This window comes from Nocardia grenadensis (genome assembly GCF_050942415.1).
Classification (GTDB): Bacteria; Actinomycetota; Actinomycetes; order Mycobacteriales; family Mycobacteriaceae; genus Nocardia; species Nocardia grenadensis.
Genome location: NZ_CP192054.1, coordinates 4,612,405 through 4,636,181, shown reverse-complemented (window position 1 = coordinate 4,636,181; position 23,777 = coordinate 4,612,405). Strand labels below are relative to the sequence as shown.

Here is a 23,777-nt window from a genome sequence, read left to right as displayed (position 1 = left end):
CAGGCCTTTACCATGGCTGATCGGCCTGGGCGAGGCGGAGAGTCACGGAGGCGAAAGGGTCGTCGGCGTTGCATCTGAAGAGTTTGACGTTGAAGGGTTTCAAATCCTTCGCGTCCGCGACGACCCTGCGCTTCGAGCCCGGGATCACCTGTGTAGTGGGACCGAACGGATCCGGCAAATCCAATGTCGTCGACGCGCTCACCTGGGTGATGGGCGAACAGGGTGCCAAGGCGCTACGCGGCGGGAAGATGCAGGACGTCATCTTCGCCGGTACCTCCGGGCGGGCCGCGCTGGGCCGCGCCGAGGTGACGCTGACCATCGACAATTCCGACGGGGCCCTGCCCATCGACTACGCCGAAGTTTCCATCACCCGCCGCATGTTCCGCGACGGCGCCGGAGAATACGAGATCAACGGCAACTCCTGCCGGCTCATGGATGTCCAGGAACTGCTCAGCGATTCCGGTATCGGCCGGGAAATGCACGTCATTGTCGGCCAGGGCCAGCTCTCGGCGATCCTCGAATCGCGCCCCGAGGACCGGCGCGCGTTCATCGAGGAAGCCGCCGGTGTGCTCAAACACCGCAAACGCAAGGAAAAGGCCGTTCGCAAACTGGATGCGATGCAGGCGAACCTGGCCCGGCTCACCGACCTCACCACCGAACTGCGCCGCCAGCTCAAACCCCTGGGCAGGCAGGCCGAGGTTGCGCGCCGGGCCCAGACGGTGCAGGCGGATCTGCGCGACGCCCGGTTGCGGTTGGCCGCCGACGATCTGGTCACCCGGCGCAGCGAACTGGAGAGCCAGCAGAGCAAAGAGGCCTACGCGCGGGAACAGCAGATCACCGTGCGCAGCGAACTCGATGCCGCGAATGCCGCGCTCGCCCAGCAGGAATACCAACTCTCTCGGCTCACTCCCGGCGCCGAGGCCGCCGGACAGCTGTGGTTCCAGCTCTCCGCCCTCTCCGAACGGGTGAACGCGACCATCCGGATCGCCGGTGATCGCGCCCGCCACCTCGATACGGCCGCCCCCGCGAACACCGGCCGCGACCCCGATCAGCTCGAGGCCGAAGCCGACCGGGTGGAGGCCGAGGAAGCCGAACTGCGCGAGGCCGTCGAAATGGCCACCGAGACGCTGGAGGCCGCGCGTGAGAGCCTGGGGGATCGCGAGCACGCCGCCAAGGCCGCCGAACAGGCGCATCTGGCCGCGGTACGCGCCATCGCCGACCGGCGCGAGGGGCTGGTCCGATTGTCCGGGCAGGTCGAGAACCTGCGCACCCGCGCGCAATCGATCGACGCCGAGACCATGCGGTTGTCCACCGCCATCACCGAGGCCCGGGCCCGGGGTACCGCGGCACGGTCGGAATTCGATGCGGTGCAGGACGAACTGGCCGAGTTGGAGGCCGGTGAGGCCGGGCTCGACGCCCAGCACGAGCACGCCGTGGAGGCGCTCGGCCTGGCCGACCGCCGGGTCACCGAGCTGCGCGCCGAGGATCGGGAGGCCGGTCGGCTGGTGGCCTCGCTGACCGCGCGGATCGAAGCGCTCGGTATGAACCTGGCCAGCCGCGACGGTGCGGCCTGGCTCACCGAGAACCATCCGGCCGGACTGCTGGGCCCGCTGTCGGGACGGTTGCGGGTACACACCGGGTACGAGGCCGCGGTCGCGGCGGTACTGGGGCCGGTGGCCGAAGCGGTGGTGGCCGATACCGGCGAGACGGCGCTCAGCGCACTGCGCGCGCTGGGGAAGGCCGACGGTGGGCGGGCCGCGCTGGTGTACGAGGGTCCGGCGGCGGCGGATCTCGAAGAACCGTCGCTGCCCGGGCCGGCGCGCTGGTTGCTGGATGTGGTGGACTGCCCCGGTCCGGTCCGCGCGGCCGTGGTCGCGCTGACCCGCCGGGTCGCGGTGGTCGACGATCTGGACGCGGCAGCCGCGCTGCTGAGTGCGCGCCCGGAACTGCGGGTCGTCACCCGCGAGGGCGATCTCGCCGGGACCGGATGGCTGGTCGGTGGTTCGGACCGGTCGCCGAGCCGGTTGGAGATCCAGGCGAATATCGATGCCGCCGAGGCCGACCTGGTCGCCGCGCGCCGGCACGCCGAAGGACTGGAGGCGAGCCTGGCCGGGGCGCTGGAGGAACAGGCCGACCGTAAGGAAGCGGTCGACCACGCCCTGCTGGCCCTGCACGAATCCGACCAGGCCCTCAATGCCGTCTACGAGCGGCTCGGCCGCCTCGGGGCGGCCGTCCGCGCGGCCGACGCCGAATCGGAGCGGCTGACCGGCCAGCGGGCCGATGCCGAGACCGCGCACGAGAAGGCGGTCGGCGAGCTGGCCGAACTCGAGGACCGGCTGCGGCACGCCGAGCGTGAACAGGCCGATTCCGACAGCGATGCCGCCGGCGCCGCCGGAACGGAGGCCGCCGCACTGGCCCGGGAGGAGGCCGCCGCCGCGCTCGCCGAGGCCCGGGCCATGGAGGTGGAGGCGCGGCTGGCGGTGCGCACGGCCGAGGAGCGCGCCGAATCGGTCCGCGGCAAGGCGGAAACGCTCCGGCGCGCCGCCCGTGCCGAACGCGAGACCCGCGCCCGGGCCGAACGGGCGCAGGCCGCCCGGCGCCGGGCCGCCGGTGTCGCCGCCGCGGTCGCCGGATCCGGTGCGGACCTGGCGGCCCAACTCGAGAAGGTGGTGGCGGTCGCCGCCGCTCGCCGCGACGAACTGGTCCGGCGGCGTACCGAATGCGCCACCGAGGTGGACCGGATCAAAGAGCGGGTGCGGGCCCTGAACGCCCAGCTCGAACAGCTCACCGACGCGGTGCATCGCGACGAGGTCGCCAAAGCGCAGGCGGCGCTGCGGATCGAACAGCTGGAAGCCACCATCGCCGAACAGTTCGGGATCGCGCTCGACGATCTCATCGCCGAATACGGTCCCGCGGTGGCCCTGCCACCCAGCGAACTGGAGATGCGGGAGTACGAGCAGGCCAAGGAGCGCGGTGAGCAGGTCAGCGCACCGGCCCCGATGCCGTTCGACCGCGCGTCGCAGGAGCGGCGGGCCAAACGCGCCGAGAAGGATCTGGCCACTCTCGGCAAGGTCAACCCGCTGGCCCTCGAGGAGTTCGCGGCGCTCGAGGAGCGCTACAACTTCCTGGCCACCCAGCTCGAGGACGTCAAGAAGGCCCGCCAGGACCTGCTGGATGTGGTGGCCGAGGTCGACGCCCGGATTTTGCAGGTCTTCACCGACGCCTACGCCGATGTGGAACGGGAGTTCGTCCAGGTCTTCGCCGCGCTGTTCCCCGGCGGCGACGGCCGGCTGCTGCTCACCGACCCCACCGATATGCTCACCACCGGTATCGAAGTGGAAGCGCGGCCGCCCGGGAAGAAGGTCAAGCGGCTGTCACTGCTGTCCGGTGGGGAGAAATCGCTCACGGCGGTGGCGCTGCTGGTCGCCATCTTCCGCGCCCGCCCCTCACCGTTCTATGTGATGGACGAGGTGGAGGCGGCACTCGACGACACCAACCTGCGCCGGCTCATCGGACTGTTCGAGCAGTTGCGGGAGAAGAGTCAGCTGATCGTCATCACCCACCAGAAACCGACCATGGAGATCGCCGACGCGCTCTACGGCGTGAGCATGCGTGGCGACGGCATCACCCAGGTCATCTCGCAGCGACTGCGCGGGCACGATCTCGCGGCGGCCGGTAGCGCGGCGGAGTAACCGCCGCGCCGTACCACCGGCCGTGCGCCCACGCCGGTGTTCAGAGCAGGTCGCTGACGTCGTCGGGTACGTCGACCGCGTATTTGCGCAGGATCTCCATCGCTATCACTTCCAGGGCATTCTCATGGGTCGCCGCCAGCACCACCGGCGCGGCGACACCGTCCTCGTGCGCGTGTAACCAGCGCACCGCCACGACACACCATCTGTCCCCCGGCTGGAGTCCGGGGAAATTGTTCTCCGGACGGGGCGTGCTCAGATCGTTTCCGATGGACGCCTGATGCTCGAGGAACTCTGCTGTGACGACCGTGCACACGGTATGGCTGCCCAGGTCCTCCGGGCCGGTGCTGCAGCAGCCGTCCCGGTAGAACCCGGTCAGAGGATCGGTGCCGCACTCTTGTAGCGGACCCCCAAGCACGTTTCGATCGGTCACATCGCCGATCCTATTGGCCTGTCGCGAGAAGTTCCGCAGGACAAGAAATCTCACCGGTCGTGTTCGCGGGGCTGAGCTGGGGATGTGTCGGGTGCGCGGCAGCGGGTGCGGGCCTTCGCCGCGCGGGCCGGGCCGGGTAACCTACCGCTCGGTACCGCTCTGGAAGGATGGTCGGCGTGAGTGCGCAAGCCTGGATTCTGATCGCAGTGATCGCCGCCGTACTGCTGGTCGCGCTCGTGGCCGGTTTCGTCCGGTACAAGCGCGGCCGGGTCTCGCTGACGGCGCCGGCGCAGAAGGAACAGCTGACCGACCGGTCGGGCGGGTATCAGGCGGCGGGTGGATTCTCGTTCAGCCAGGGTGGCCGGGGTGCCACCGCGACCCCCGTACCGCCGGGGCCGAGCCCCGCGGAACCGGCGGCTCCGAGTCCCACTGAGCGGACCGATCTGGAGGGTCAGCCGCATATCGGCGACGACGCCGCCGTCCCGCGGGACGCGCCGCGCCGCGGCATCACCGATGTACCGCTGCCCGAGGCCGATACCGTCGATACCGCGACCGGCACGGAATCCGGCGCGACGACCACCGACGGCACCGATACCGTCTCGCCCGAGACGACGGAACCGCCCGCCACCGCACCGGCGGACCCCGGCACGGCCGGACCGGTGGCCGAGACCGGTCCCGCGACCGCGGACACTGCCGCGGCCGAGCAGGCGAGCGCACCCGCCGAAGCGGGCGCGGAGCCCGCGGTGGTGGCTCCCGATACCGCCGCCGGAGCCCATCTGGTCCCGGAGGTCGAGGAGATCGCGCCGACCTCGGGCCGGTTGATCCGGCTGCGCGGCCGGTTGTCCCGGTCGCAGAACGCGGTCGGCAAAAGCCTGCTGGGGCTGCTCGGCGGTGGCGACCTGGACGAGGATTCCTGGGAAGAGGTCGAGGACACGCTGGTGATGGCCGATATCGGCACCGCGGTCACCACCGTCATCGTGGAACGGCTGCGCGAGGAGATGGCCGCCCGCAGTGTCCGCACCGCCGAGGACGCGCGGTCGGTGCTACGCGAGGTACTGATCGAATCACTGCGGCCCGAACTGGACCGTTCGGTGCGCGCGCTGCCGCACGCCGATCATCCGTCGATCTTGCTCGTGGTCGGGGTGAACGGCACCGGCAAGACGACCACCACCGGCAAACTCGCCCGGGTGCTGGTCGCCGACGGACGCCGGGTGCTGCTCGGTGCCGCGGACACCTTCCGGGCCGCGGCGGCCGATCAGTTGCAGACCTGGGGTGAGCGGGTCGGCGCGGATACCGTGCGCGGGCGAGAGGGCGCCGATCCGGCCGCCGTCGCTTTCGACGCCGTCTCCACCGGTATCGCCGCCGGCGTGGACGTGGTGCTTGTCGATACGGCGGGTCGGCTGCACACCAAGACCGGGCTCATGGACGAGCTGGGCAAGGTCAAACGCGTGGTCGAGAAGAAGGCCTCGGTGGACGAGGTACTACTCGTACTCGACGCCACAGTGGGCCAGAACGGTCTCGCGCAGGCCCGCATCTTCGCCGAGGTGGTGGATATCAGCGGTGTCGTGCTGACCAAGCTGGACGGCACCGCCAAGGGCGGAATCGTCTTCCAGATCCAGCACGAATTGGGCGTACCGGTCAAACTGGTGGGCCTGGGCGAGGGTGCCGACGATCTGGCGCCGTTCGAACCCTCGGCCTTCGTCGACGCGCTGCTCGGTTAGTTGTTCTGCCCGCGCAGAATCGGCCGGGTCCGGCTGCGTCCGGCGAGTCGCACAGCGGTCCGGAAACCTCCGCACAGCGTGCGCAACACACCCGAAACATGGGGGCGTGATCCATTCACCTAGGTGAAACACCTGGGCGTCACGGATGAAACACCGAATGAGGACCCTTCATAAGCGGGCCCGATGTCGCGTGAGCGGCGGGGCCAGAGGATGAGGGAGGAAACTGGTGGAAACCGTGATCGGCGCGCCCAATGCCGGCGACACCGCATGGATGCTGACGAGCGCTGCGCTCGTCCTGTTGATGACACCCGGGCTGGCGTTCTTCTACGGCGGTATGGTCCGCGGCAAGAACGTGCTCAATATGATCATGATGAGCATCAGCGCGATGGGCGTGGTCACCGTGCTCTGGGTGCTGTACGGCTTCTCGACGGCGTTCGGCACCGACAAAGGCGGACTGCTCGGGGACCCGGGTCAGTTCTTCGGTCTGAAGACGCTGATCGCCGGGTTCGGTGACGAATCGGCGGGTGTCCCGCTGTTCGGAACCATTCCCGCGACGGTCTTCGTCGCGTTCCAGGCCATGTTCGCCATCATCACCGTGGCGCTCATCTCCGGCGCGGTGGCCGACCGCCTGAAGTTCGGTGCCTGGCTGGTCTTCGCCGCCGTCTGGGCCACCGTGGTGTACTTCCCGGTCGCGCACTGGGTCTGGGGCGGCGGCTGGATCATGGAGAAGGTCGAGGCCATCGACTTCGCCGGTGGTACCGCCGTACACATCAACTCCGGTGCTGCGGCGCTGGCGCTGGCCATCGTGGTCGGTAAGCGCGCCGGTTGGCCGAAAACTCCCTTCCGTCCGCACAACCTGCCCTTCGTCATGCTCGGTGCCGCGCTGCTGTGGTTCGGCTGGTTCGGCTTCAACGCCGGTTCCGCGGCGGCCGCCGACGGTGTCGCCGGGGCCACCTTCGTCACCACGCTGGTCGCCACCGCCGCCGCGATGATCGGCTGGCTGGTGGTGGAGAAGATCCGCGACGGCAAGCCGACCTCCCTGGGCGCCGCTTCCGGTATCGTCGCGGGTCTGGTGGCCATCACGCCCTCCTGCTCCTCGGTGAACGTCCTCGGCGCGCTGGCCATCGGCGTCGTCGCCGGTGTGGTCTGCGCCCTGGCGGTGAGCCTGAAGTTCAAATTCGGGTACGACGATTCGCTCGACGTCGTGGGTATCCACATGGTCGGCGGTATCCTCGGCACGGTGCTGATCGGCTTGTTCGCCGCGCCCGAGGCGCCCGCCGGTGCGGAAGGTCTGTTCTACGGTGGTGATCTCGAGTTGCTGGGCCGCCAGACCCTCGGCGCGGTCGCGGTTCTGGTGTACTCCTTCGTGGTCGCTCTGGTGATCGCGTACGCGATCAAGTTCACGATCGGCCTGCGCGCCGACGCGGAAGCGGAGTCGGGCGGTATGGATGATTCCGAGCACGCGGAGACGGCATACGATTTCGCTGCACTGGGTGGAACCGCTCGTTCGGCCGTCAAGGAGGCATGAACCCCATGAAACTGATCACCGCAATCGTCAAACCGTTCACGCTCGAAGACGTCAAGACCGGCCTGGAGCAGGCGGGCGTATTCGGTATGACCGTGAGCGAGGTCCAGGGATACGGACGGCAGAAGGGGCACACCGAGGTCTACCGCGGTGCCGAGTACTCGGTGGATTTCGTGCCGAAGGTGCGGGTCGAGGTCGTGGTCGACGACGCGACGGTGGACCGGGTCGTGGATCTGATCGTCGAGGCGTCGCGCACCGGCAAGATCGGCGACGGCAAGGTCTGGGTGACCCCGGTCGAAACGATCGTCCGGGTCCGGACCGGGGAACGCGGCACCGACGCGCTATAGAGCCCGCGCGCGGAGAGCGCGCCTGCGGGTGCACAACGACAATGCGGCCCCGCTCCCACCGATAACCGGTCGGGGCGGGGTCGCCTGCGTGAACGGGTGGTGGTTTCGTTGGGAGACAACCGGCAGGATCGAGAGCCCGGGCGGGCCGGCGGTGGGCGATCAGGAAAAGCGGCCGCACTGTCGCAGGGTGCCGCGGACCTGGTGCGGGCCCGGGATCAACTGCTGGGCGGCGGCGCGCCGCGACATCCGCGGCTGGACGCCGAATCGCTGCGCGCGGCCCTGGTCGATCTGTATGAGCTGTGGCTCACCGGCAAGGGCGCCGAAGTGGGGATAACGCCGGACAGCGGGCTCGCCATCATGGCCGTGGGCGGGCTCGGCCGCCGGGAGATGCTGCCGTACTCCGATCTGGATCTGGTGCTGTTACACGAGGATATGGACCCGAAACGGGTCGCCGAGATCGCCGACGGGCTCTGGTATCCGCTGTGGGACGCGCATATCAAACTCGACCACAGTGTGCGCACGGTTCCGCATGCCCTGAAGGTGGCCTCCGACGATCTGGTGGCCGCGCTCGGCATGCTCGACGCCCGCCACATCGCGGGCAACTCCGATCTCAGCGACCGGGTCGTCGCGGGGATCCGCAAGGACTGGCGCAGCGGGATACGGGGTCGTTTCGACGAACTGGTCACCGGGGTCCGCGCGCGCTGGGAACGCAGTGGTCAGGTCGCCCACCGCAGCGAGCCGGATCTGAAGAACGGGCGCGGCGGATTGCGTGATATCCAGCTGTTGGACGCGCTCGCGATCGCCCAGCTCACCGACGCCATGCCCGGGTTGGGCCCGGACACGCCCGGTGGTGGTCTGGCCCAGGCCCATCGGCGGCTCCTGGATGTGCGCACCGAACTGCACCGGGTCGCGGGCCGGGCCCGCGACCAGTTGCGCGCCCAGGACGCCGACGAGATCGGGGCCGCGCTGCGTATCGGGGACCGGTTCGATCTGGCCCGCACGCTCAGCGATGCGGCGCGCACCGTCGGGTATTCGGTCGATGTGGGCCTGCGCACCGCGGGTAACGCGCTGCCGCGCCGCGGCCTGGCCCGGTTGCGCCGGATGCCGGTGCGGCGGCCACTGGACGAGGGCGTGGTCGAACACGCCGGAGAAGTGGTGCTGGCCAGGGACGCCAGGCCCCAGCGTGACCCGGGGCTGGTGCTACGGGTGGCCGCGGCGTCCGCGCAGACCGGGCTGCCGATGTCGGCGACCACCCTGAACCGCCTCTCCGAGGACGCTCCGGAACTGCGTGAGCCGTGGCCCAAGGACGCGTTGAACGATCTGCTGGTGCTGCTGGGCGCGGGCCGGGGCGTGATCGACGCGGTGGAGGCATTGGACCGGACCGGTCTGTGGGGGAGACTGCTGCCGGAATGGGGTGCGGTCCGGGATCTGCCGCCGCGTGACGCGCTGCACGTGTGGACGGTGGACCGGCACTCGGTGGAGACGGTGGCCTACGCGAGCGCGCTGAGTACCCGGGTGGCCCGGCCCGATCTGCTGGCACTCGGTGCGCTGCTGCACGATATCGGCAAGGGCCGCGTGGAGGACCACTGCGCGGTGGGTGCCGACCTGGCGACCCATATCGGTCGCCGGCTGGGCCTGTGGCCCTCGGATGTGGAGATCCTCAGCGCTATGGTCCGCCACCATCTGCTGCTGCCCGATGTCGCCACGCATCGGGATATCGACGACCCGGACACCGTGCGGTACGTGGTCGACGCGCTGGACAACGATCCGCGGCGGCTCGAGCTACTGCACGCGCTGGCCGAGGCCGATTCGCTGGCCACCGGCCCGGGCGTATGGGGCGAGTGGAAGGCCACCCTGATCGGGGAACTGGTCCGGCGCTGCCGCACCGTGATGGCGGGGGAGACCCTGCCCGAACCCGAACCCATCCCCGAGGAATTGCTGGTCCGCGCCGCCGCCGGCGGTGTGCACGTCGAATTGACGCCGGGCGAGGGGAAATACACCCATATCGCCACCGTGATCGCTCCGGACACCCCCGGACTGCTCTCGAATACCGCGGGCGTACTGGCCCTGCATTCGCTGCGGGTGCTCTCGGCGTCGGTCGGCGGGGCAGGGGATTCGGCGATCAACACCTTCGTGGTGACACCGACTTTCGGCGGTCCGCCGGACGCGGGCCTGCTGCGGCAGGAGATCAAACGGGCCGCGGCCGGGGAACTGGATGTACGGGCGGCGCTGGACGCGCGGGAACGAGAGACCCTCGGCGCCGCGCGCCGGGCCCAGGCCGAGCCCCGGCTGCTGTGGGCGGAGACCGCGATACCCGGACAGTTGATCCTGCAGTTGCGGGCCGAGGACCGAATCGGTTTGCTCTCCCGGTTGGCCGCGGTACTGGCGGGCGCGGGCGCCGATGTGCGCTGGGCGAAGGTCGTGACGATGGGTTCGTTCGTGGTGGACGTGTTCTGCGTGGATCTGGGGCCACGATCGGGCCCCGACCGGCGCGCGGAGCTCGAATCGGCGATCCTGGCGGTGGTTCCGCGACCGGCTCCGCGCAAACCCCCGGAGCCCGAGCAGAACTAGCGTTCGAGACGAAGGTCACCGTTGCGCGTCGATTGCTCGCCGTTTGCCAGCGAGTCGGCGATGGCGGGTGATCGGCCCCCTAACATTCGGGTGGTCAGCTGTCGCGCTCATGAGGGGAGCAGGTCGGTGGCAATCCAAGTGGTGACCTCGTCGATCATGACCAGCGATATGACACCGCACATCGCCCGATGTGTAGGTGACGCCTACTGGGTGGTGTCCTGGTTGCCGGGGCGCACACTCACCGAGCCCCAGGCGATGGCCGCGATGAATGTGGCCGCCGCTGTAGCGACCAACGGGCTACCGCCCGACGACGACTGGTCGCGGCTGGACAGCCTGTCCCGCGAACTCGGCCTCACCGGGCGCGAGGCGGCCTACCTGGTCGCTGTCGAACAGCACGACTACCGCCGCGGGTTCTCCACCGAGTACATCGGTGACGCCTCCGGCGCCGCCGGGTCGGGGCCCTCCTGAGCGGTGTTCACCAGCCGGGGCCCTCGCGACCCCGGTTCTGTGCTCCGTCCGGTGACGATCTCCGGTGATGTGCGCGAGCAGACCGGTGCGGGCCCAGGCCCCGGCGGGCCGCCCGCTACTCTGGGACGCCCATTACCCTGGGACTCAGTGACGTCACTCGAGATCAGGAGCGCGCCAGGTGTTCGAATCCCTATCCGACCGGTTGACCGGTGCCCTGAAGGATCTTCGCGGTAAGGGACGTCTGTCGCCGGCCGATATCGACGCCACCTGCCGGGAGATCCGTCTGGCGCTGCTGGAGGCCGACGTCGCGCTGCCCGTGGTCCGCGGTTTCGTCACCCGGATCAAGGAGCGGGCCAAGGGCGCGGAGGTCTCGGCCGCGTTGAACCCGGCCCAGCAGGTCGTCAAGATCGTCAACGAGGAACTCGTCGGGATCCTCGGTGGTGAGACCCGGCGCCTGACGCTGGCCAAGACTCCGCCGACGGTCATCATGCTGGCCGGCCTGCAGGGCGCCGGTAAGACCACGCTCGCCGGCAAGCTCGCCAAATGGCTGCGCGACCAGGGGCATCAGCCGCTGCTCGTGGCCTGTGATCTGCAGCGTCCGGGCGCGGTGACCCAGTTGCAGGTGGTCGGCGAACGCGCCGGTGTGCCGGTGTTCGCGCCGCATCCCGGCACCTCGATCGGTGGCGGCGAGAACGCCCTCGGGATCACCGCGGCCGATCCGGTCGCGGTGGCCGAGTCCGGTATCACCGAGGCGCGCGCCAAGCAGTACGACGTGGTGATCGTCGACACCGCCGGCCGGCTCGGTATCGACGCCGAACTCATGGCGCAGGCCGCCGGTATCCGCGACGCGGTGAAACCCGACGAGACCCTGTTCGTCCTCGACGCCATGATCGGCCAGGACGCGGTGTCCACCGCCGAGGCGTTCCGTGACGGTGTCGGCTTCACCGGTGTCGTACTCACCAAACTCGACGGCGACGCCCGCGGTGGCGCGGCGCTGAGCGTGCGCAATGTCACTGGCGCGCCGATCATGTTCGCCTCCACCGGCGAGAAACTCGAGGATTTCGACGTCTTCCATCCCGACCGGATGGCCAGCCGCATCCTCGGTATGGGCGATGTGCTCACCCTCATCGAACAGGCCGAACAGGTCTACGACGCGCAGCAGGCCGAGGAGGCGGCGCGCAAGATCGGCAGCGGCGAGCTCACCCTCGAGGATTTCCTCGACCAGATGCTGGCCATCCGCAAGATGGGGCCCATCGGCAATCTGCTCGGGATGCTGCCGGGCGCCGGCCAGATGAAAGATGTTCTCGCCCAGGTCGACGATAAACAGCTCGACCGGGTCCAGGCGATCATCCGCGGTATGACCCCCGCCGAGCGGGAGAATCCGAAGATCATCAACGCCTCCCGCCGGCTGCGGATCGCCAACGGGTCGGGGGTCCAGGTCTCCGATGTCAACCAGCTGGTGGACCGGTTCTTCGAGGCCCGCAAGATGATGACGATGATGGGCCGGCAGATGGGGATGCCCGGCGCCAACCGTCGCAACAAGAAACAGAAGGGCAAGAAGGGGAAGAAGGGCGGGCGCGGCCCCACCCAGCCGAAGATGCGCGGCGGTTTCCCCGGTATGCCGGGCCTGCCCGGCGGTATGCCGGGGGGCGGCGGAATGCCCGATTTGTCGAATATGCCGCCCGGCCTCGATCAGCTGCCCCCCGGCCTGGAGGGCTTCGATATCTCCAAGTTCAAATTCCCGGACAAATAGGCGACCGGTATGCACGGGACGGGCAGTATTGGCCAGGGGGATCGAATCGTACCGAACTGCCCCGACCATGTATTCGTGGCGGCCGGAGAAGCTCGACATGAGGTATTCGCCCGGCCGGGTCGCTGAAGGCTACGCGGCCCGGCCGTCCGGTCTGCGAGTGAACCCGCCGTGGCCCGCGCCGCCCTCGGGTAGTCGGGCGCCGACTACCCGAGGGCGGTGAAGGCGTCGGTGCCCGGACACGGTCAGCGCGTGCGGCGGCGCCGCATGAGGACAACCCAGGTTGTTACGGCGAGTATCAGAGCGATGGCGACGATCCCCACCACGATTCCGATGACAGTCGAGATCCCTTCGGCGGTGCCGTCGGGCTGATCGCTCGCCTCGCCGGAGGCACGGGGCGGGAATCCTCGCCGAAAGTAGCGCTACTCGCGGAATCGTCTGCGTAACGCGGCCCGGATTCCGGTGTGCCGGCGATATCGACTTCCAGCTCGATGGGCACCGGTGCGACGTTGTCTGTCGGGCTCAGCTTGATCGCGATGTAGTACCAGCCCGGCACGGCTTGCCCGGCGACCCCGGCGGCTTTCCTGTTGAGATACCGGATCGGGGCGGTGGCGAGCGCCGAGTCGTGGGACGGCAGCATCCGTTCGCTGCCGGTGTATGCCATCGTGTCGAAGTCGAGCTCGGCCCGGTACGGGTTGTAAAGCGTGGTCGCGATATTCGAGGTGTACTCGCTGCCCCGCTCCGGGGTCGCGGCGAACCGCACCCGGTAGGCCAGGCCCTGACCCCAGTCGAGTTTCGCCCGGTAGAAGACGAACTCTCCGCGCTGAAGGGTATCGGTGTAACGGCCGGTCCCGGGCAGCTCCGCGGCGACATTGAACGATCCACCGCCGACGGTCGGCGCGGTGGGCCCGCCGGGTGCGGTGAACTCCACGGCGGGCGCGGCCGCGGGACCGGAATCGGTGACCGCCGGTTCCACGCCCACGGACAGCTCGACCGGTAGCTGTGCTGGCGCATTGTCCGAGACCACGGCCCATTCCAGCGCGAAATAGTAGCGGCCGCCACCCGTACACGCGTCGGTGCCCGCGCGACCGGAGTCGGGCTCCACCGCGCCCTTCCAGATACTTCCGACCGTCAACGCGACCCCGTCGCCGGTCCTGGTGGCCAACTCGCTTTCCCTGGTACGGCAATCCTGGCCGTCGGCGCCGTAGACCTGGAGATCGAGCCTGTCGACGGAGGACAGGGAGTCGTCCTTACGCGGGAACGAGACCGTCCCGGTGAAGTACGCGGTCGCGCCCTCGGGCACATCCACGGCGGTAGTACTTCGGCTTCGTCCGGCCCAGCACATCCAGGTACTGTCCGGGTGCGGCCACCGGCGCCTCCCGGTACCCCGGCGTCCCCGCGATCGGGGTACCGGCCGCGGCATAGGTGCGCAGGGCGGCGGCACTGACCCGGGGCAGTACCTGCTCCAGGGTTTTGCCGTCGGCGGCGTCGGTATAGGTGCCCCCGGTGCTCTGGGCGATACAGGTCAATTGCGCCCGCGAGGGATCGTCGACGCCGAAGCCGATCGCGTGCACGACGATCTCGTTGCCCTGTGCGCTGAGCTCACGCGCGACGTCACACGGGTCCGGTGGTGCGCAGGTGTCCAGCCCGTCGGAAACGAGCACGATCGAGCGGGGCCCCTCCTGCGGCAGCGCCGCGGCGGCGGTCCGCAACGAGGTGCCGATAGGGGTGTAGCCTCGCGGCACGATCCCGTCCGCCGCGGCGGTCAGCGTCCGCTGCGGCGGCGGGCCAGTAGCACGACGACAACCACAATGAGGAGCAGCCCGACGCCGAGCGCGACGGCGGCCCCCCACACCAGGGGCGAAACAGCCGTGTCCGATTCGTCTGCGGCCCGGCCCGTCTCGTTCCCGGCGGCGCGTTTCTCATTCTCGCCGAAGGTTCCCGTGGTCTCGGTTCCGTCCTGGTATCGCGGTCCGGATTCCGCCTCGCCCACGATGTCGATCTCCAGTTCCACCGGTACGGGTGCAGCAACCCCCGCACCGCTGTTCGGGCCGAGCTTGACTGCGATGTAGTAGTCCCCGGCAACGGCCTGCTCCGCGATCGTGAGGTCCGACGCCTCCCGATTCAGGTAGCGGATCGGTGGGGTCGCGAGGGCCGGCTCGTTGGTCGGGAGTATGTGCTCGGTCCCGGTGTAGGCGGCGAAATCGTCATCGAGTTCCTTGCGGCTCGGCGCGTACAGGGTGGTGTTGATGTTGGAGAGGTTGTCGATACCACGTCCCGGCGTCTCACCGAATCGCACGCGATAGGCCAGACCTTGGCCCCAGTCGAGTTTCACCCGGTAGAAGACGAACTCGCCGCGTTGCAACGTATCGGTGTACCTGCCGGTCCCCGGTAGCGGCGCGGCCACATTGAACGAACCGCCGCCGACGACCGGCGCCGTGGACCCGCCGGGTGCGGCGAAGGTTACGGGCGTGGGTTCGGCCGCGGGACCCGGATCGGCCACAGCGGGCTCGATACCCACCGCCAACTCGATCGGCAGCCGGGCCGGGGCGTCGTCGGCGACGTGCGCCCATTCGAGCATGAAGTAGTAGCGCCCGCCGCCTGTGCATTTATCGTGTGCGGCATAGCCGTTCGGGGCTTCGGCCGCACCCTTCCACATCGATGCCACGGTCAGCGCTACCCCGTCGGTCGAGCGGGTAGCCTGTTCGAACTCGAAGGCGTGGCAGTCCTGGCCGTCGCGTCCGTAGATCCGCAGATTGAGCACGTTGTTCGCCATGGAGGCATTGCCACGGCCCCGCGGGAACGAGACGGTACCGCTGAAATACGCGGTCGCCCTCTCGGGCACATCCACCGCGTAGTAGCGCTGCTTCTTCTGGTCGAGAACGTCCAGGTACTGGCCCGGTTCGGCGACCGGCGCGTCCCGATGATCCGCTGTGCCCGCGATGGGGGTACCGGTGGCCGCATAGGTGCGCAGTGCGGTGGCTGTCACCCGTGGCAATACCTGTTCGAGGGTCTTACCGTCCACAGCGTCGGTATAGGTACCGCCGGTGGTCTGGGCGATACAGGTCAACTGCGCGCGCGACGGGTCATCGACGCCGAAGCCGATCGCATGCACGACGATCTCGGCGCCCTGGGCGCTGAGCTCGCGGGCCACCTCGCAGGGGTCCGGCGGCGCGCAGGTGTCCAGACCGTCGGAAACCAGCACGACCGAACGCGGGCCCGATTGCGGGAGCGCGCCGGCCGCGGTCCGCAACGCGGTACCGATCGGGGTGTAGCCGCTGGGTACGATCCCGTCGGACGCGGCGGTCAGCCCGGGTTTGTCGACCGTATCGACCGGGTGCAGTACCTTCACGTCCTGGCAGCCTGCGGCCTTCTCGGCATCCGACGAGCCGGTAGCGGTGCCGTAGGCGGTGAGCCCGACCTTCGAACTGTCCGGGGCCGCGGCGACGAATGACCGGACGGCGTTCTTGGCGGCGTCCATCTTGGTGCTACCGCCGGGATCGGCCGCCGCCATCGACCCCGAGGCGTCCAGGACGAGCATCGTCGGCGCGTACTCGGGATTCTGCTGCCCCGGGGACTGCTGGGCGAGTGCCGGCGCGGCGAGCGGCACCAGGCCGAGCACCCCTGCCACGGCCGCGGCCAGAACTCTGTTCAACAATGACACTTGGTCGTACTCCCGTCCGGCTCCGGCGCATCCTGCTCGGATACCGCTGATCGGACGCTACGCAGATCACAGACCTGTTGACAACTTCCATGCTCCCGCCCGCGGGATGTGATGCCGTTCCCGTTTGGCCCGCGACCTCGGCACCCCGGTTTCGACCGGAGGCGATTACCGGCCCGGCCACGGCGTCTGGCAGAATGGTCGATCGTCCTTCTGGACAGTGTCAGCCCGTCTCCGGTCACGTACCGCGCGGCGGTCACACACTTCATTCGCAAAACCGGGCTCGCGAGACCGCGTGAGTCGCTGAATTGCGCCGTGACCACTATGAAAGGCAGATCAGCAGATGGCTGTTCGCATCAAGCTCACCCGTATGGGCAAGATCCGCAACCCGCAGTACCGCGTCGTCGTCGCGGACGCCCGCACCCGTCGTGACGGCCGGGCCATCGAGTCCATCGGCAAGTATCACCCCAAGGAAGAGCCCTCGCTGATCGAGATCGACTCGGAGCGGGCGCAGTACTGGCTGGGTGTCGGCGCGCAGCCGACCGAACCGGTGCAGCGGCTCCTGGAGATCACCGGCGACTGGCAGAAGTTCAAGGGCCTGCCGGGCGCCGAGGGCACCCTGAAGGTCGCCGAGCCCAAGCCGTCCAAGCTGGACCTCTTCAACGCCGCGCTGGCCGCCGCCGACAACGAGCCGGCCGCCGAAGCCGTCACCCCGAAGAAGAAGGCCAAGAAGGACAAGGAAGAGGGCGCCGCCGAGGCGACCGAGTCCGCTGAGGCCGCCGAGTAATGAGCGTCGTCGTCGCCGATGCCGTGGAACATCTGGTCCGCGGCATCGTCGCCAATCCCGAGGACGTCCGCGTCGAGCTGATCACCGGCCGCCGCGGGCGCACCGTCGAGGTGCATGTCCATCCCGACGACCTGGGCAAGGTTATCGGTCGGGGCGGACGCACCGCGACCGCCCTGCGCACCCTCGTCGCCGGTATCGGCGGCCGGGGTATCCGGGTCGACGTGGTCGACACCGACCAGTAGATGGAACTCGTCGTGGGCCGGGTCGCCCGCTCGCACGGTGTGCGGGGCGAGCTGGTCGTCGAGGTGCGCACCGACGAACCGGAGGCGCGGTTCGCGCCCGGTGCGGTTCTGCACGGGCGCGCGGCGCGTTCGGCGCAGGTCCGTGACTTCACCGTGGAATCGGCCCGGGAACATTCGGGCCGGCTCCTGGTGAATCTGGTGGGTGTCACCGATCGGTCCGCCGCCGACGCCCTGCGCGGCATGTTGTTCCTGGTGAACAGCGACGAGCTCGGCCCGTCGGCGGACCCGGACGAGTTCTACGATCACGAACTCGAGGGCCTGCGCGTCCAACTCACCGACGGGACCGAAGTCGGCACCGTCACCGAGGTACTGCATTCGGCGGCCGGGGAACTGCTCTCGATCCGCGCCGCCGCGGATGGGCAGGAGATCCTGGTCCCCTTCGTCACCGCCATCGTGCCGACGGTGTCGATCGCCGACGCGCTGATCGTGATCGACCCGCCCGAAGGTCTGCTGGATCCGGAATGAGGTGGCCGGCGTCATGAGGATCGACGTGGTCACCATCTTCCCCGAGTATCTGGACCCGTTGCGTACCGCGCTGCTGGGCAAGGCCATCGACAAGGGCGTCGTATCGGTGGATGTCCATGATCTGCGGCGCTGGACCCACGATGTGCACAAATCCGTCGACGATTCACCCTACGGCGGCGGACCCGGCATGGTGATGAAACCGGTCGTCTGGGGGGACGCACTCGACGCGGTGTGCCCGGACGACGCCCTGCTCGTGGTTCCCACCCCCGCCGGCGTCCCCTTCACCCAGGAGACCGCGCAGCGGTGGGCCGGAGAAGAACATCTGGTGTTCGCCTGCGGCCGCTACGAAGGTATCGATCAGCGGGTGTTCGACGACGCCGCCCGCCGGGTTCGTGTGGAAGAGGTCAGTATCGGGGACTACGTACTGATCGGCGGCGAGGCCGCGGCCCTGGTAATGACCGAGGCAGTGGTCCGGTTGATCCCCGGAGTGCTCGGTAACCGGCAATCGCACGAACAGGATTCGTTCTCCGACGGGTTGCTCGAAGGACCCAGCTACACCCGCCCGGTGAGCTGGCGGGGATTCGAGGTACCGCCGATCCTGCTCTCCGGAGACCATGCCAAGATCGCGGCCTGGCGGCGGGAACAGTCGCTGATCCGTACGCGGGAACGGCGACCGGATCTGCTGCCCGAGACGGACTGAGTCGTGCTGATCGGGCGCGGTGGTGGTACCGAACGGGTGACCTACCGGGCCGGTGGTGCCGCCGGGTAGCTGGACCGCTCGGGCATGACGGGCGCCCGGCGTTCCACCGTGGGCCGGCGCACGGGGCGTGCGGTACCGGGGCGGCCGAGTTCACGTGACGGTCGGTCAGGGAATGATGCCGAGGCGGCGGGCGGTGGCCACGGCTTCGTGCCGGGAGTGGGCGTCGAGTTTGCGCATCGCACTGCGCAGATAACTCTTGACCGTTTCCGGCCCCAGTGAAAGGCGTTGCGCGACAGCCTGGTTGGAGCAACCCAGCCCGATCTGCGAGAGTACATCGATTTCGCGGCGCGCGAGCCGCGGCGCATCGCGGACGGGCTCGCCGGCGAGTGCGCGGGTGAGGCGGACACCGACCTCCCGCAATTTGTCCCGCATACGGTCGTCGCCGGCCGCGTCCGCGATGGCGCGCAATTCGGCCTGGACCGCGCGCAACTCCTCGGTCACCACGCCGTCGGTGGCGGGGGCGGGAGCGGTCGTGTGCAGCAGGCGCAACCGCCGGTCCACCTCGTCGCGGACGCCGATCTCGGTGGCGAGCCGGCGCCCGGCCTGCACCAGCACATCGGTGGTCCGGTCGCCGAGGTGACCGGGGCCCCGGGTGGCCGCGTACAGCACCGCCCGCGAACGACCCGACACCACCACCGGCACCGCGACCACCGACCGCAGGCCCTCGCCGAGTACCGGTCCGTCGTAGTGGTGCGTGATCGAGAGCGCGTTGCCGTAGTCGGAGACCGCGGCGGGCCGGCACGAATCCACCACCCGGCCACCCAGCCCGGACGCGCGCGTCACCGACAGGCCGCGCAGACCGTTGGTGCGGACCCCGGCGAACTCGGTCAGCCGCAGAGTGTCGGCGCTGACCTCGCCGCCGAAGATCACCGGCACCCCGGTGGCAGCCGCGAGCCGGCGGATCTCGGCGCGCAGGGCGTCGCCGTCGCGCGGGCGCAGCAGCGGCGGGGGAGTGGACATGGGGTTGTCACCCCTTTTCGGGGGTAGTGCCGGACCTGGTGTGACCTACATCCTATGGCAACGCACCGGCCGGACGACCGAGGAGATGTGAGATGGCTGCCGACCCGAATGCGCGGGTACGCGAACTGCTGGACGCCTACGACGGGCCCGACGCCTGTGCGGCGGAGTTGCTGTGTGACCGGCATCCGGCCGACGCCGTCGCGTTCACGGTGATCGACAGCGATCTGTCGGCGATCGATCTCACCTACGGCGAGCTGCGCGCACGGTCCGAACGTTTCGCCGCGGCCCTGGCCGGGCTCGGTGTCGGCCCCGGCGACCAGGTGGCGACGCTGATGGCGAAATCGGTCGACCTGGTGGTGGTGCTGCTCGGCATCTGGCGGCGCGGAGCGGTACACGTCCCGCTGTTCACCGCGTTCGCCCCGCCCGCCATCGCGTTCCGCCTCCAGGCCTCCGGCGCTTCGGTGGTGATCGCCGATCCGGATCAGGCCGGCAAGCTGGCGCCGGGTGGCGATATGCCGGCGGATCCGCCCTGGCGGACCATTGTCACCGGCGACGGTGATGTCCCGGGCGCCCTGCGGATGAACGAATTGCGGGCCGCCGGCGCCGAAACCGAATCACCGGCCGTGGTGGGTGGGGACGGACTGCTCGTCCAGCTGTTCACCAGCGGTACCACCGGTCCCCCCAAGGGTGTCCCGATTCCGGTGCGCGCCCTGGCGTCGTTCCACGCCTATCAGGAGTTCGCCCTGGACGTCCGCCCCGACGATGTCTTCTGGAACGCCGCCGATCCGGGCTGGGCCTACGGTCTCTACTACGCGATTCTCGGTCCGCTGGTGTCCGGAACCCGCAGTCTGCTGCTGCACGCCGGATTCTCTCCGGCGTTGACCCGGCAGGTGCTGGAACGCTTCGGGGTCACCAATTTCGCGGCCGCGCCCACCGTCTACCGGGCCCTGCGCGCCGCCGAGCCGGGCAACCCGGTCCGCCTGCGCCGGGCCTCCTCCGCGGGCGAACCGCTGACACCCGAGGTAGTGGCCTGGTCGGCGGAACACCTCGGGGTGGCGGTCCGCGACCACTACGGCCAAACCGAGCACGGCATGGTCATCTGCAACGCCTGGCACGATGATCTGGACACGGCCGCGCCCGCGGGTTCCATGGGCCGCCCGCTCCCGGGCTGGGCCTGTGCCGTTCTGGCCGACGACGCGGATACCGAAGCACCAGAGGGGGAGCTGGGCCGGATCGCCATCGACGCCGAACGCAGTGCGCTGCTGTGGTTCCTCGGTTATCTGGACGCGCCCGAACAGACCGCGCAGCGTTTCACCGCCGACGGTCGCTGGTATCTCACCGGCGACGCCGGTTCTCGCGACGCCGACGGATACTTCCACTTCTCCGCCCGCGACGACGATGTGATCATCATGTCCGGGTACCGGATCGGCCCGTTCGACGTCGAGAGTGTGCTGGTGCTGCACGAGGAGGTCGCCGAGGCCGCTGTCGTCGGTCTGCCCGACGAGTTGCGCGGCGAAGTGCTCGAGGCGTTCGTGGTGCTGCGCGGTGACACCGCCGGTTCCCCGGAGCTGGAAGCAGAACTGCAGACACTGGTGAAACAGAAGTTCGCCGCGCACGCCTACCCGCGCCGGGTGCATTTCGTCGACACGCTGCCCAAGACCCCCAGCGGCAAGGTGCAGCGGTTCCTGTTGCGGCAGCAGGGGCGCGCCGCCGGATGACAGTGCACGCTGTGCCGGGCCCCGGGCAGGCCGGGGCCGGGCGCGGTCCGGCTGTCACCGGGCGAATGTAGTGTGCGGGTGGTGACGACAGTGCCGCAGACCTCGGACCCCGAGACCATCCCCACCGACTCGCCTGCAGACCCCGGTACCGGCCCGGTGGTGTCCGGCCCCGTCAGCCGGCGCATCGCCGACGAGCTCTCGGTGCGGGAGAACCAGGTCCGGGCGGCCGTCGAGCTACTGGACGCCGGGTCGACGGTGCCGTTCATCGCCCGGTACCGCAAGGAGGTCACCGGCGGTCTGGACGACGCCCAGCTGCGGACGCTCGAGGAACGCCTGCACTATCTGCGCGAACTCGACGAGCGCCGGGCCACCATCATCGAATCCATCCGCGGCCAGGGCAAACTCGACGAAGTGCTGCACCGGCAGCTGCTGCTGGCCGAGACCAAGGCCCGGCTCGAGGATATCTACCTGCCCTATAAGCCCAAGCGCCGCACCAAGGCCCAGATCGCGCGCGAGGCCGGACACGAACCCGTGGCCGACGCACTGCTGGAGAACCCGGACACCGACCCGGCCGGTTACTCCGCCGAACAGCTCGAGGGCGCGCGCGCCATCCTCGTCGAGCGGTTCGCCGAAGACGCCGATCTGGTGGGTGAACTCCGCGAACTCATGTGGAACCGGGGCCGGCTCACCGCCACGGTGCGTCCCGGTAAGGAAGAGGCCGGGGCGAAATTCGCCGACTACTTCGAATTCGGTGAGGAATTCGCCGGCCTGCCCTCCCATCGCATCCTGGCGCTGCTGCGTGGGGAAAAGGAAGAGGTGCTCAGCCTGCACCTCGACCCCGAACCCGCCGATTCCGAGCTCGCACCCGGCGAACGCAGCACCTACGAGGCGCGGATCGCCCAGCGGTTCTCCATCGCCGATGCCGGGCGCGCCGCCGATGGCTGGCTGCTCGACACCGTGCGCTGGGCCTGGCGGACCAAACTCCAGGTGAGCCTGGGGATCGACACCAGGATGCGGCTGCGGCAGGCCGCCGAACGCGACGCGGTGGATGTCTTCGCCGCCAACCTGCGCGATCTGCTGCTGGCCGCGCCGGCCGGTACGCGCACCACCATGGGTCTGGATCCCGGTTACCGCACCGGGGTCAAGGTCGCCGTCGTCGACGGCACCGGTAAGGTCCTCGCGACCGAGGTCGTGTACCCGCACAAACCGCAGAACCAGACCGAGAAATCGCTGGCGGTTCTCGGCGCCCTGGTGGCGCGGTTCGGCGTCGAACTCATCGCCATCGGCAACGGCACGGCCTCCCGGGAGACCGACGCGCTGGCCGCGCAACTCATCGAACAGATCCCGGAGAACAAGCCGACGAAGATCGTGGTCTCCGAGGCCGGGGCGTCGGTGTACTCCGCATCTGCGTACGCCACCCAGGAACTGCCCGATATGGACGTCTCGTTGCGTGGCGCGGTCTCCATCGCCCGCCGATTGCAGGATCCGCTGGCCGAACTGGTCAAGATCGAGCCGAAATCGATCGGTGTCGGCCAGTACCAGCACGATGTCTCGGAAACCCTGCTGGCCCGGTCGCTGGGCGCGGTGGTGGAAGACGCGGTGAACGCGGTCGGTGTCGACGTGAACACCGCCTCGGTGCCGCTGCTGTCCCGGGTCTCCGGTGTTACCGGCTCGGTGGCCGAGAGCATTGTCGCGCACCGCGATCAGAACGGTCCCTTCCGCAGCCGCACCGCCCTGCTCGACGTTCCGCGGCTGGGCCCCAAGGCCTTCGAACAGTGCGCGGGCTTCCTGCGGATCCGCGGTGGTGACGATCCGCTCGACACCTCGGCCGTGCACCCGGAGTCCTATCCGGTGGTGCGCCGGATCCTCGATTCCACCGGTACCGGAATCGCCGAGGTCATCGGTAACGGCGCGGTCCTGCGCACGCTGCGGCCGGCCGATTTCACCGATGAGAAATTCGGTGTCCCCACGGTGACCGATATCATCAGCGAACTGGAGAAACCCGGCCGCGATCCACGCCCGGAGTTCAAGACCGCGGAATTCGCGGTGGGAATCGAGAAGGTCGCCGATCTGGAGCCGGGCATGGTGCTGGAGGGGGTCGTCACCAATGTCGCCGCGTTCGGTGCCTTCGTCGACGTCGGGGTGCACCAGGACGGTCTGGTCCACGTCTCGGCGATGTCGCGCAATTTCGTGCGCGACCCCCGGGAGGTGGTCAAATCCGGCGATGTCGTCAAGGTGAAGGTGCTCGAGGTCGATGTCGCACGCCAGCGCATCGGATTGTCGCTGCGGCTCGACGACGAACCCGGGGCGGGTAAGCCCGAACGCGGCCAAGGCCCCGGCGACCGGGGCCGCGGCCGGGGCGGCCGGGACGGCGGCGCCCGGACCGGTGGCCGCGACGGCGGTGCCCGCGGTCAGGACGGCCGTAACGAGAAGAAGCGCGGCGCGCAGGGTAACGGTCAGAGCGCCGGTGGCCACGGTGGTGGTAACGGTGGCGGTCAGGGACGTAATCGCGGGCAGGGCCGGGACGGCCGGCGCGATAATGCACCTGTGAACGGTGCCATGGCCGACGCGTTGCGCCGGGCGGGTTTCGGGAAGTGACCACGAGCTGAATCGGGGGCCG

18 protein-coding genes are annotated in these 23,777 nt (G+C 69.3%); 13 read left to right on the top strand and 5 right to left on the bottom strand.

The window, feature by feature from the left end:
• Positions 1-68: 68 nt before the first annotated feature.
• Entirely contained in the window at positions 69-3,692 is a 3,624-nt protein-coding gene (gene smc / locus ACQPYS_RS21140; RefSeq protein WP_433490558.1) for a chromosome segregation protein SMC, read from the top strand.
• Positions 3,693-3,732: 40 nt separating this feature from the next.
• Here smc and ACQPYS_RS21135 read toward each other — a convergent pair whose 3' ends face one another.
• Positions 3,733-4,122 carry a DUF2237 family protein gene (locus ACQPYS_RS21135; RefSeq protein WP_030521801.1) on the bottom strand — a complete coding sequence of 130 codons (390 nt, stop codon included), beginning with the start codon at positions 4,120-4,122 and terminating at the stop codon, positions 3,733-3,735.
• A gap of 167 nt (positions 4,123-4,289) precedes the next feature.
• Here ACQPYS_RS21135 and ftsY point away from each other — a divergent pair, with 167 nt between their 5' ends.
• The 6 genes from ftsY (at position 4,290) to ffh (ending at position 12,507) form a co-directional block, all read left to right on the top strand.
• Positions 4,290-5,843 (top strand): signal recognition particle-docking protein FtsY, encoded by a 1,554-nt coding sequence (gene ftsY, locus ACQPYS_RS21130; protein WP_433490557.1) that lies wholly within the window; start codon positions 4,290-4,292, stop codon positions 5,841-5,843.
• 271 nt (positions 5,844-6,114) lie between these two features.
• A complete protein-coding gene (locus ACQPYS_RS21125; protein WP_433493095.1) occupies positions 6,115-7,371 on the top strand; it encodes an ammonium transporter in 1,257 nt (418 codons plus the stop codon).
• A 5-nt stretch (positions 7,372-7,376) separates the two neighbouring features.
• The gene (locus tag ACQPYS_RS21120; protein WP_030521796.1) at positions 7,377-7,715 is read left to right on the top strand and encodes a P-II family nitrogen regulator; all 339 of its coding nucleotides are present in this window, start codon (positions 7,377-7,379) and stop codon (positions 7,713-7,715) included.
• A 99-nt stretch (positions 7,716-7,814) separates the two neighbouring features.
• A complete protein-coding gene (locus ACQPYS_RS21115) occupies positions 7,815-10,286 on the top strand; it encodes a [protein-PII] uridylyltransferase (RefSeq protein WP_433490556.1) in 2,472 nt (823 codons plus the stop codon).
• 126 nt (positions 10,287-10,412) lie between these two features.
• Positions 10,413-10,754: a hypothetical protein gene (locus ACQPYS_RS21110; RefSeq protein WP_081876871.1), complete on the top strand. Its 342-nt coding sequence runs from the start codon at positions 10,413-10,415 to the stop codon at positions 10,752-10,754.
• Between the two features lie 178 nt (positions 10,755-10,932).
• Positions 10,933-12,507 (top strand): signal recognition particle protein, encoded by a 1,575-nt coding sequence (ffh, locus tag ACQPYS_RS21105; RefSeq protein ID WP_433490555.1) that lies wholly within the window; start codon positions 10,933-10,935, stop codon positions 12,505-12,507.
• Between the two features lie 295 nt (positions 12,508-12,802).
• On the opposite strand, the gene ACQPYS_RS21100 is transcribed toward ffh, so the two are convergent.
• From ACQPYS_RS21100 to ACQPYS_RS21090, 3 genes are read right to left on the bottom strand one after another with little or no spacing between them, the layout of a single operon-like run.
• Positions 12,803-13,813, bottom strand: coding sequence for a hypothetical protein (locus ACQPYS_RS21100; RefSeq protein ID WP_433490554.1), 1,011 nt, complete (start codon positions 13,811-13,813; stop codon positions 12,803-12,805).
• Positions 13,755-14,249 carry a vWA domain-containing protein gene (locus ACQPYS_RS21095; protein WP_433490553.1) on the bottom strand — a complete coding sequence of 165 codons (495 nt, stop codon included), beginning with the start codon at positions 14,247-14,249 and terminating at the stop codon, positions 13,755-13,757. The genes ACQPYS_RS21100 and ACQPYS_RS21095 overlap by 59 nt, the downstream gene beginning before the upstream one ends.
• 20 nt (positions 14,250-14,269) lie before the next feature.
• The gene (locus tag ACQPYS_RS21090; RefSeq protein ID WP_433490552.1) at positions 14,270-16,168 is read right to left on the bottom strand and encodes a vWA domain-containing protein; all 1,899 of its coding nucleotides are present in this window, start codon (positions 16,166-16,168) and stop codon (positions 14,270-14,272) included.
• A 340-nt stretch (positions 16,169-16,508) separates the two neighbouring features.
• Between ACQPYS_RS21090 and rpsP the strand changes: the two genes are divergently transcribed.
• From rpsP to trmD, 4 genes are read left to right on the top strand one after another with little or no spacing between them, the layout of a single operon-like run.
• Entirely contained in the window at positions 16,509-16,952 is a 444-nt protein-coding gene (gene rpsP / locus ACQPYS_RS21085; RefSeq protein WP_063041720.1) for a 30S ribosomal protein S16, read from the top strand.
• A complete protein-coding gene (locus ACQPYS_RS21080) occupies positions 16,952-17,194 on the top strand; it encodes an RNA-binding protein (protein ID WP_063041718.1) in 243 nt (80 codons plus the stop codon). The genes rpsP and ACQPYS_RS21080 overlap by 1 nt, the downstream gene beginning before the upstream one ends.
• Positions 17,195-17,719, top strand: coding sequence for a ribosome maturation factor RimM (gene rimM / locus ACQPYS_RS21075; RefSeq protein ID WP_433490551.1), 525 nt, complete (start codon positions 17,195-17,197; stop codon positions 17,717-17,719).
• 13 nt (positions 17,720-17,732) lie between these two features.
• Positions 17,733-18,419 (top strand): tRNA (guanosine(37)-N1)-methyltransferase TrmD, encoded by a 687-nt coding sequence (gene trmD, locus ACQPYS_RS21070; RefSeq protein WP_433490550.1) that lies wholly within the window; start codon positions 17,733-17,735, stop codon positions 18,417-18,419.
• A 165-nt stretch (positions 18,420-18,584) separates the two neighbouring features.
• On the opposite strand, the gene ACQPYS_RS21065 is transcribed toward trmD, so the two are convergent.
• Positions 18,585-19,439, bottom strand: coding sequence for a response regulator transcription factor (locus ACQPYS_RS21065; RefSeq protein ID WP_433490549.1), 855 nt, complete (start codon positions 19,437-19,439; stop codon positions 18,585-18,587).
• A 92-nt stretch (positions 19,440-19,531) separates the two neighbouring features.
• Here ACQPYS_RS21065 and ACQPYS_RS21060 point away from each other — a divergent pair, with 92 nt between their 5' ends.
• Positions 19,532-21,157: an AMP-binding protein gene (locus ACQPYS_RS21060; protein WP_433490548.1), complete on the top strand. Its 1,626-nt coding sequence runs from the start codon at positions 19,532-19,534 to the stop codon at positions 21,155-21,157.
• Between the two features lie 117 nt (positions 21,158-21,274).
• A complete protein-coding gene (locus tag ACQPYS_RS21055; protein ID WP_281179809.1) occupies positions 21,275-23,755 on the top strand; it encodes a Tex family protein in 2,481 nt (826 codons plus the stop codon).
• Positions 23,756-23,777: the final 22 nt, after the last annotated feature.

Excerpts from the sequence above, each read along its gene's own strand:
- rimM (WP_433490551.1), top strand. The coding sequence starts at position 17,195 with ATGGAACTCGTCGTGGGCCGGGTCGCCCGCTCGCACGGTGTGCGGGGC.
- ACQPYS_RS21065 (WP_433490549.1), bottom strand. The coding sequence starts at position 19,439 with ATGTCCACTCCCCCGCCGCTGCTGCGCCCGCGCGACGGCGACGCCCTG.
- ACQPYS_RS21080 (WP_063041718.1), top strand. The coding sequence starts at position 16,952 with ATGAGCGTCGTCGTCGCCGATGCCGTGGAACATCTGGTCCGCGGCATC.
- ACQPYS_RS21060 (WP_433490548.1), top strand. The coding sequence starts at position 19,532 with ATGGCTGCCGACCCGAATGCGCGGGTACGCGAACTGCTGGACGCCTAC.
- ftsY (WP_433490557.1), top strand. The coding sequence starts at position 4,290 with ATGGTCGGCGTGAGTGCGCAAGCCTGGATTCTGATCGCAGTGATCGCC.
- ACQPYS_RS21125 (WP_433493095.1), top strand. The coding sequence starts at position 6,115 with ATGCTGACGAGCGCTGCGCTCGTCCTGTTGATGACACCCGGGCTGGCG.
- rpsP (WP_063041720.1), top strand. The coding sequence starts at position 16,509 with ATGGCTGTTCGCATCAAGCTCACCCGTATGGGCAAGATCCGCAACCCG.
- trmD (WP_433490550.1), top strand. The coding sequence starts at position 17,733 with ATGAGGATCGACGTGGTCACCATCTTCCCCGAGTATCTGGACCCGTTG.
- ACQPYS_RS21120 (WP_030521796.1), top strand. The coding sequence starts at position 7,377 with ATGAAACTGATCACCGCAATCGTCAAACCGTTCACGCTCGAAGACGTC.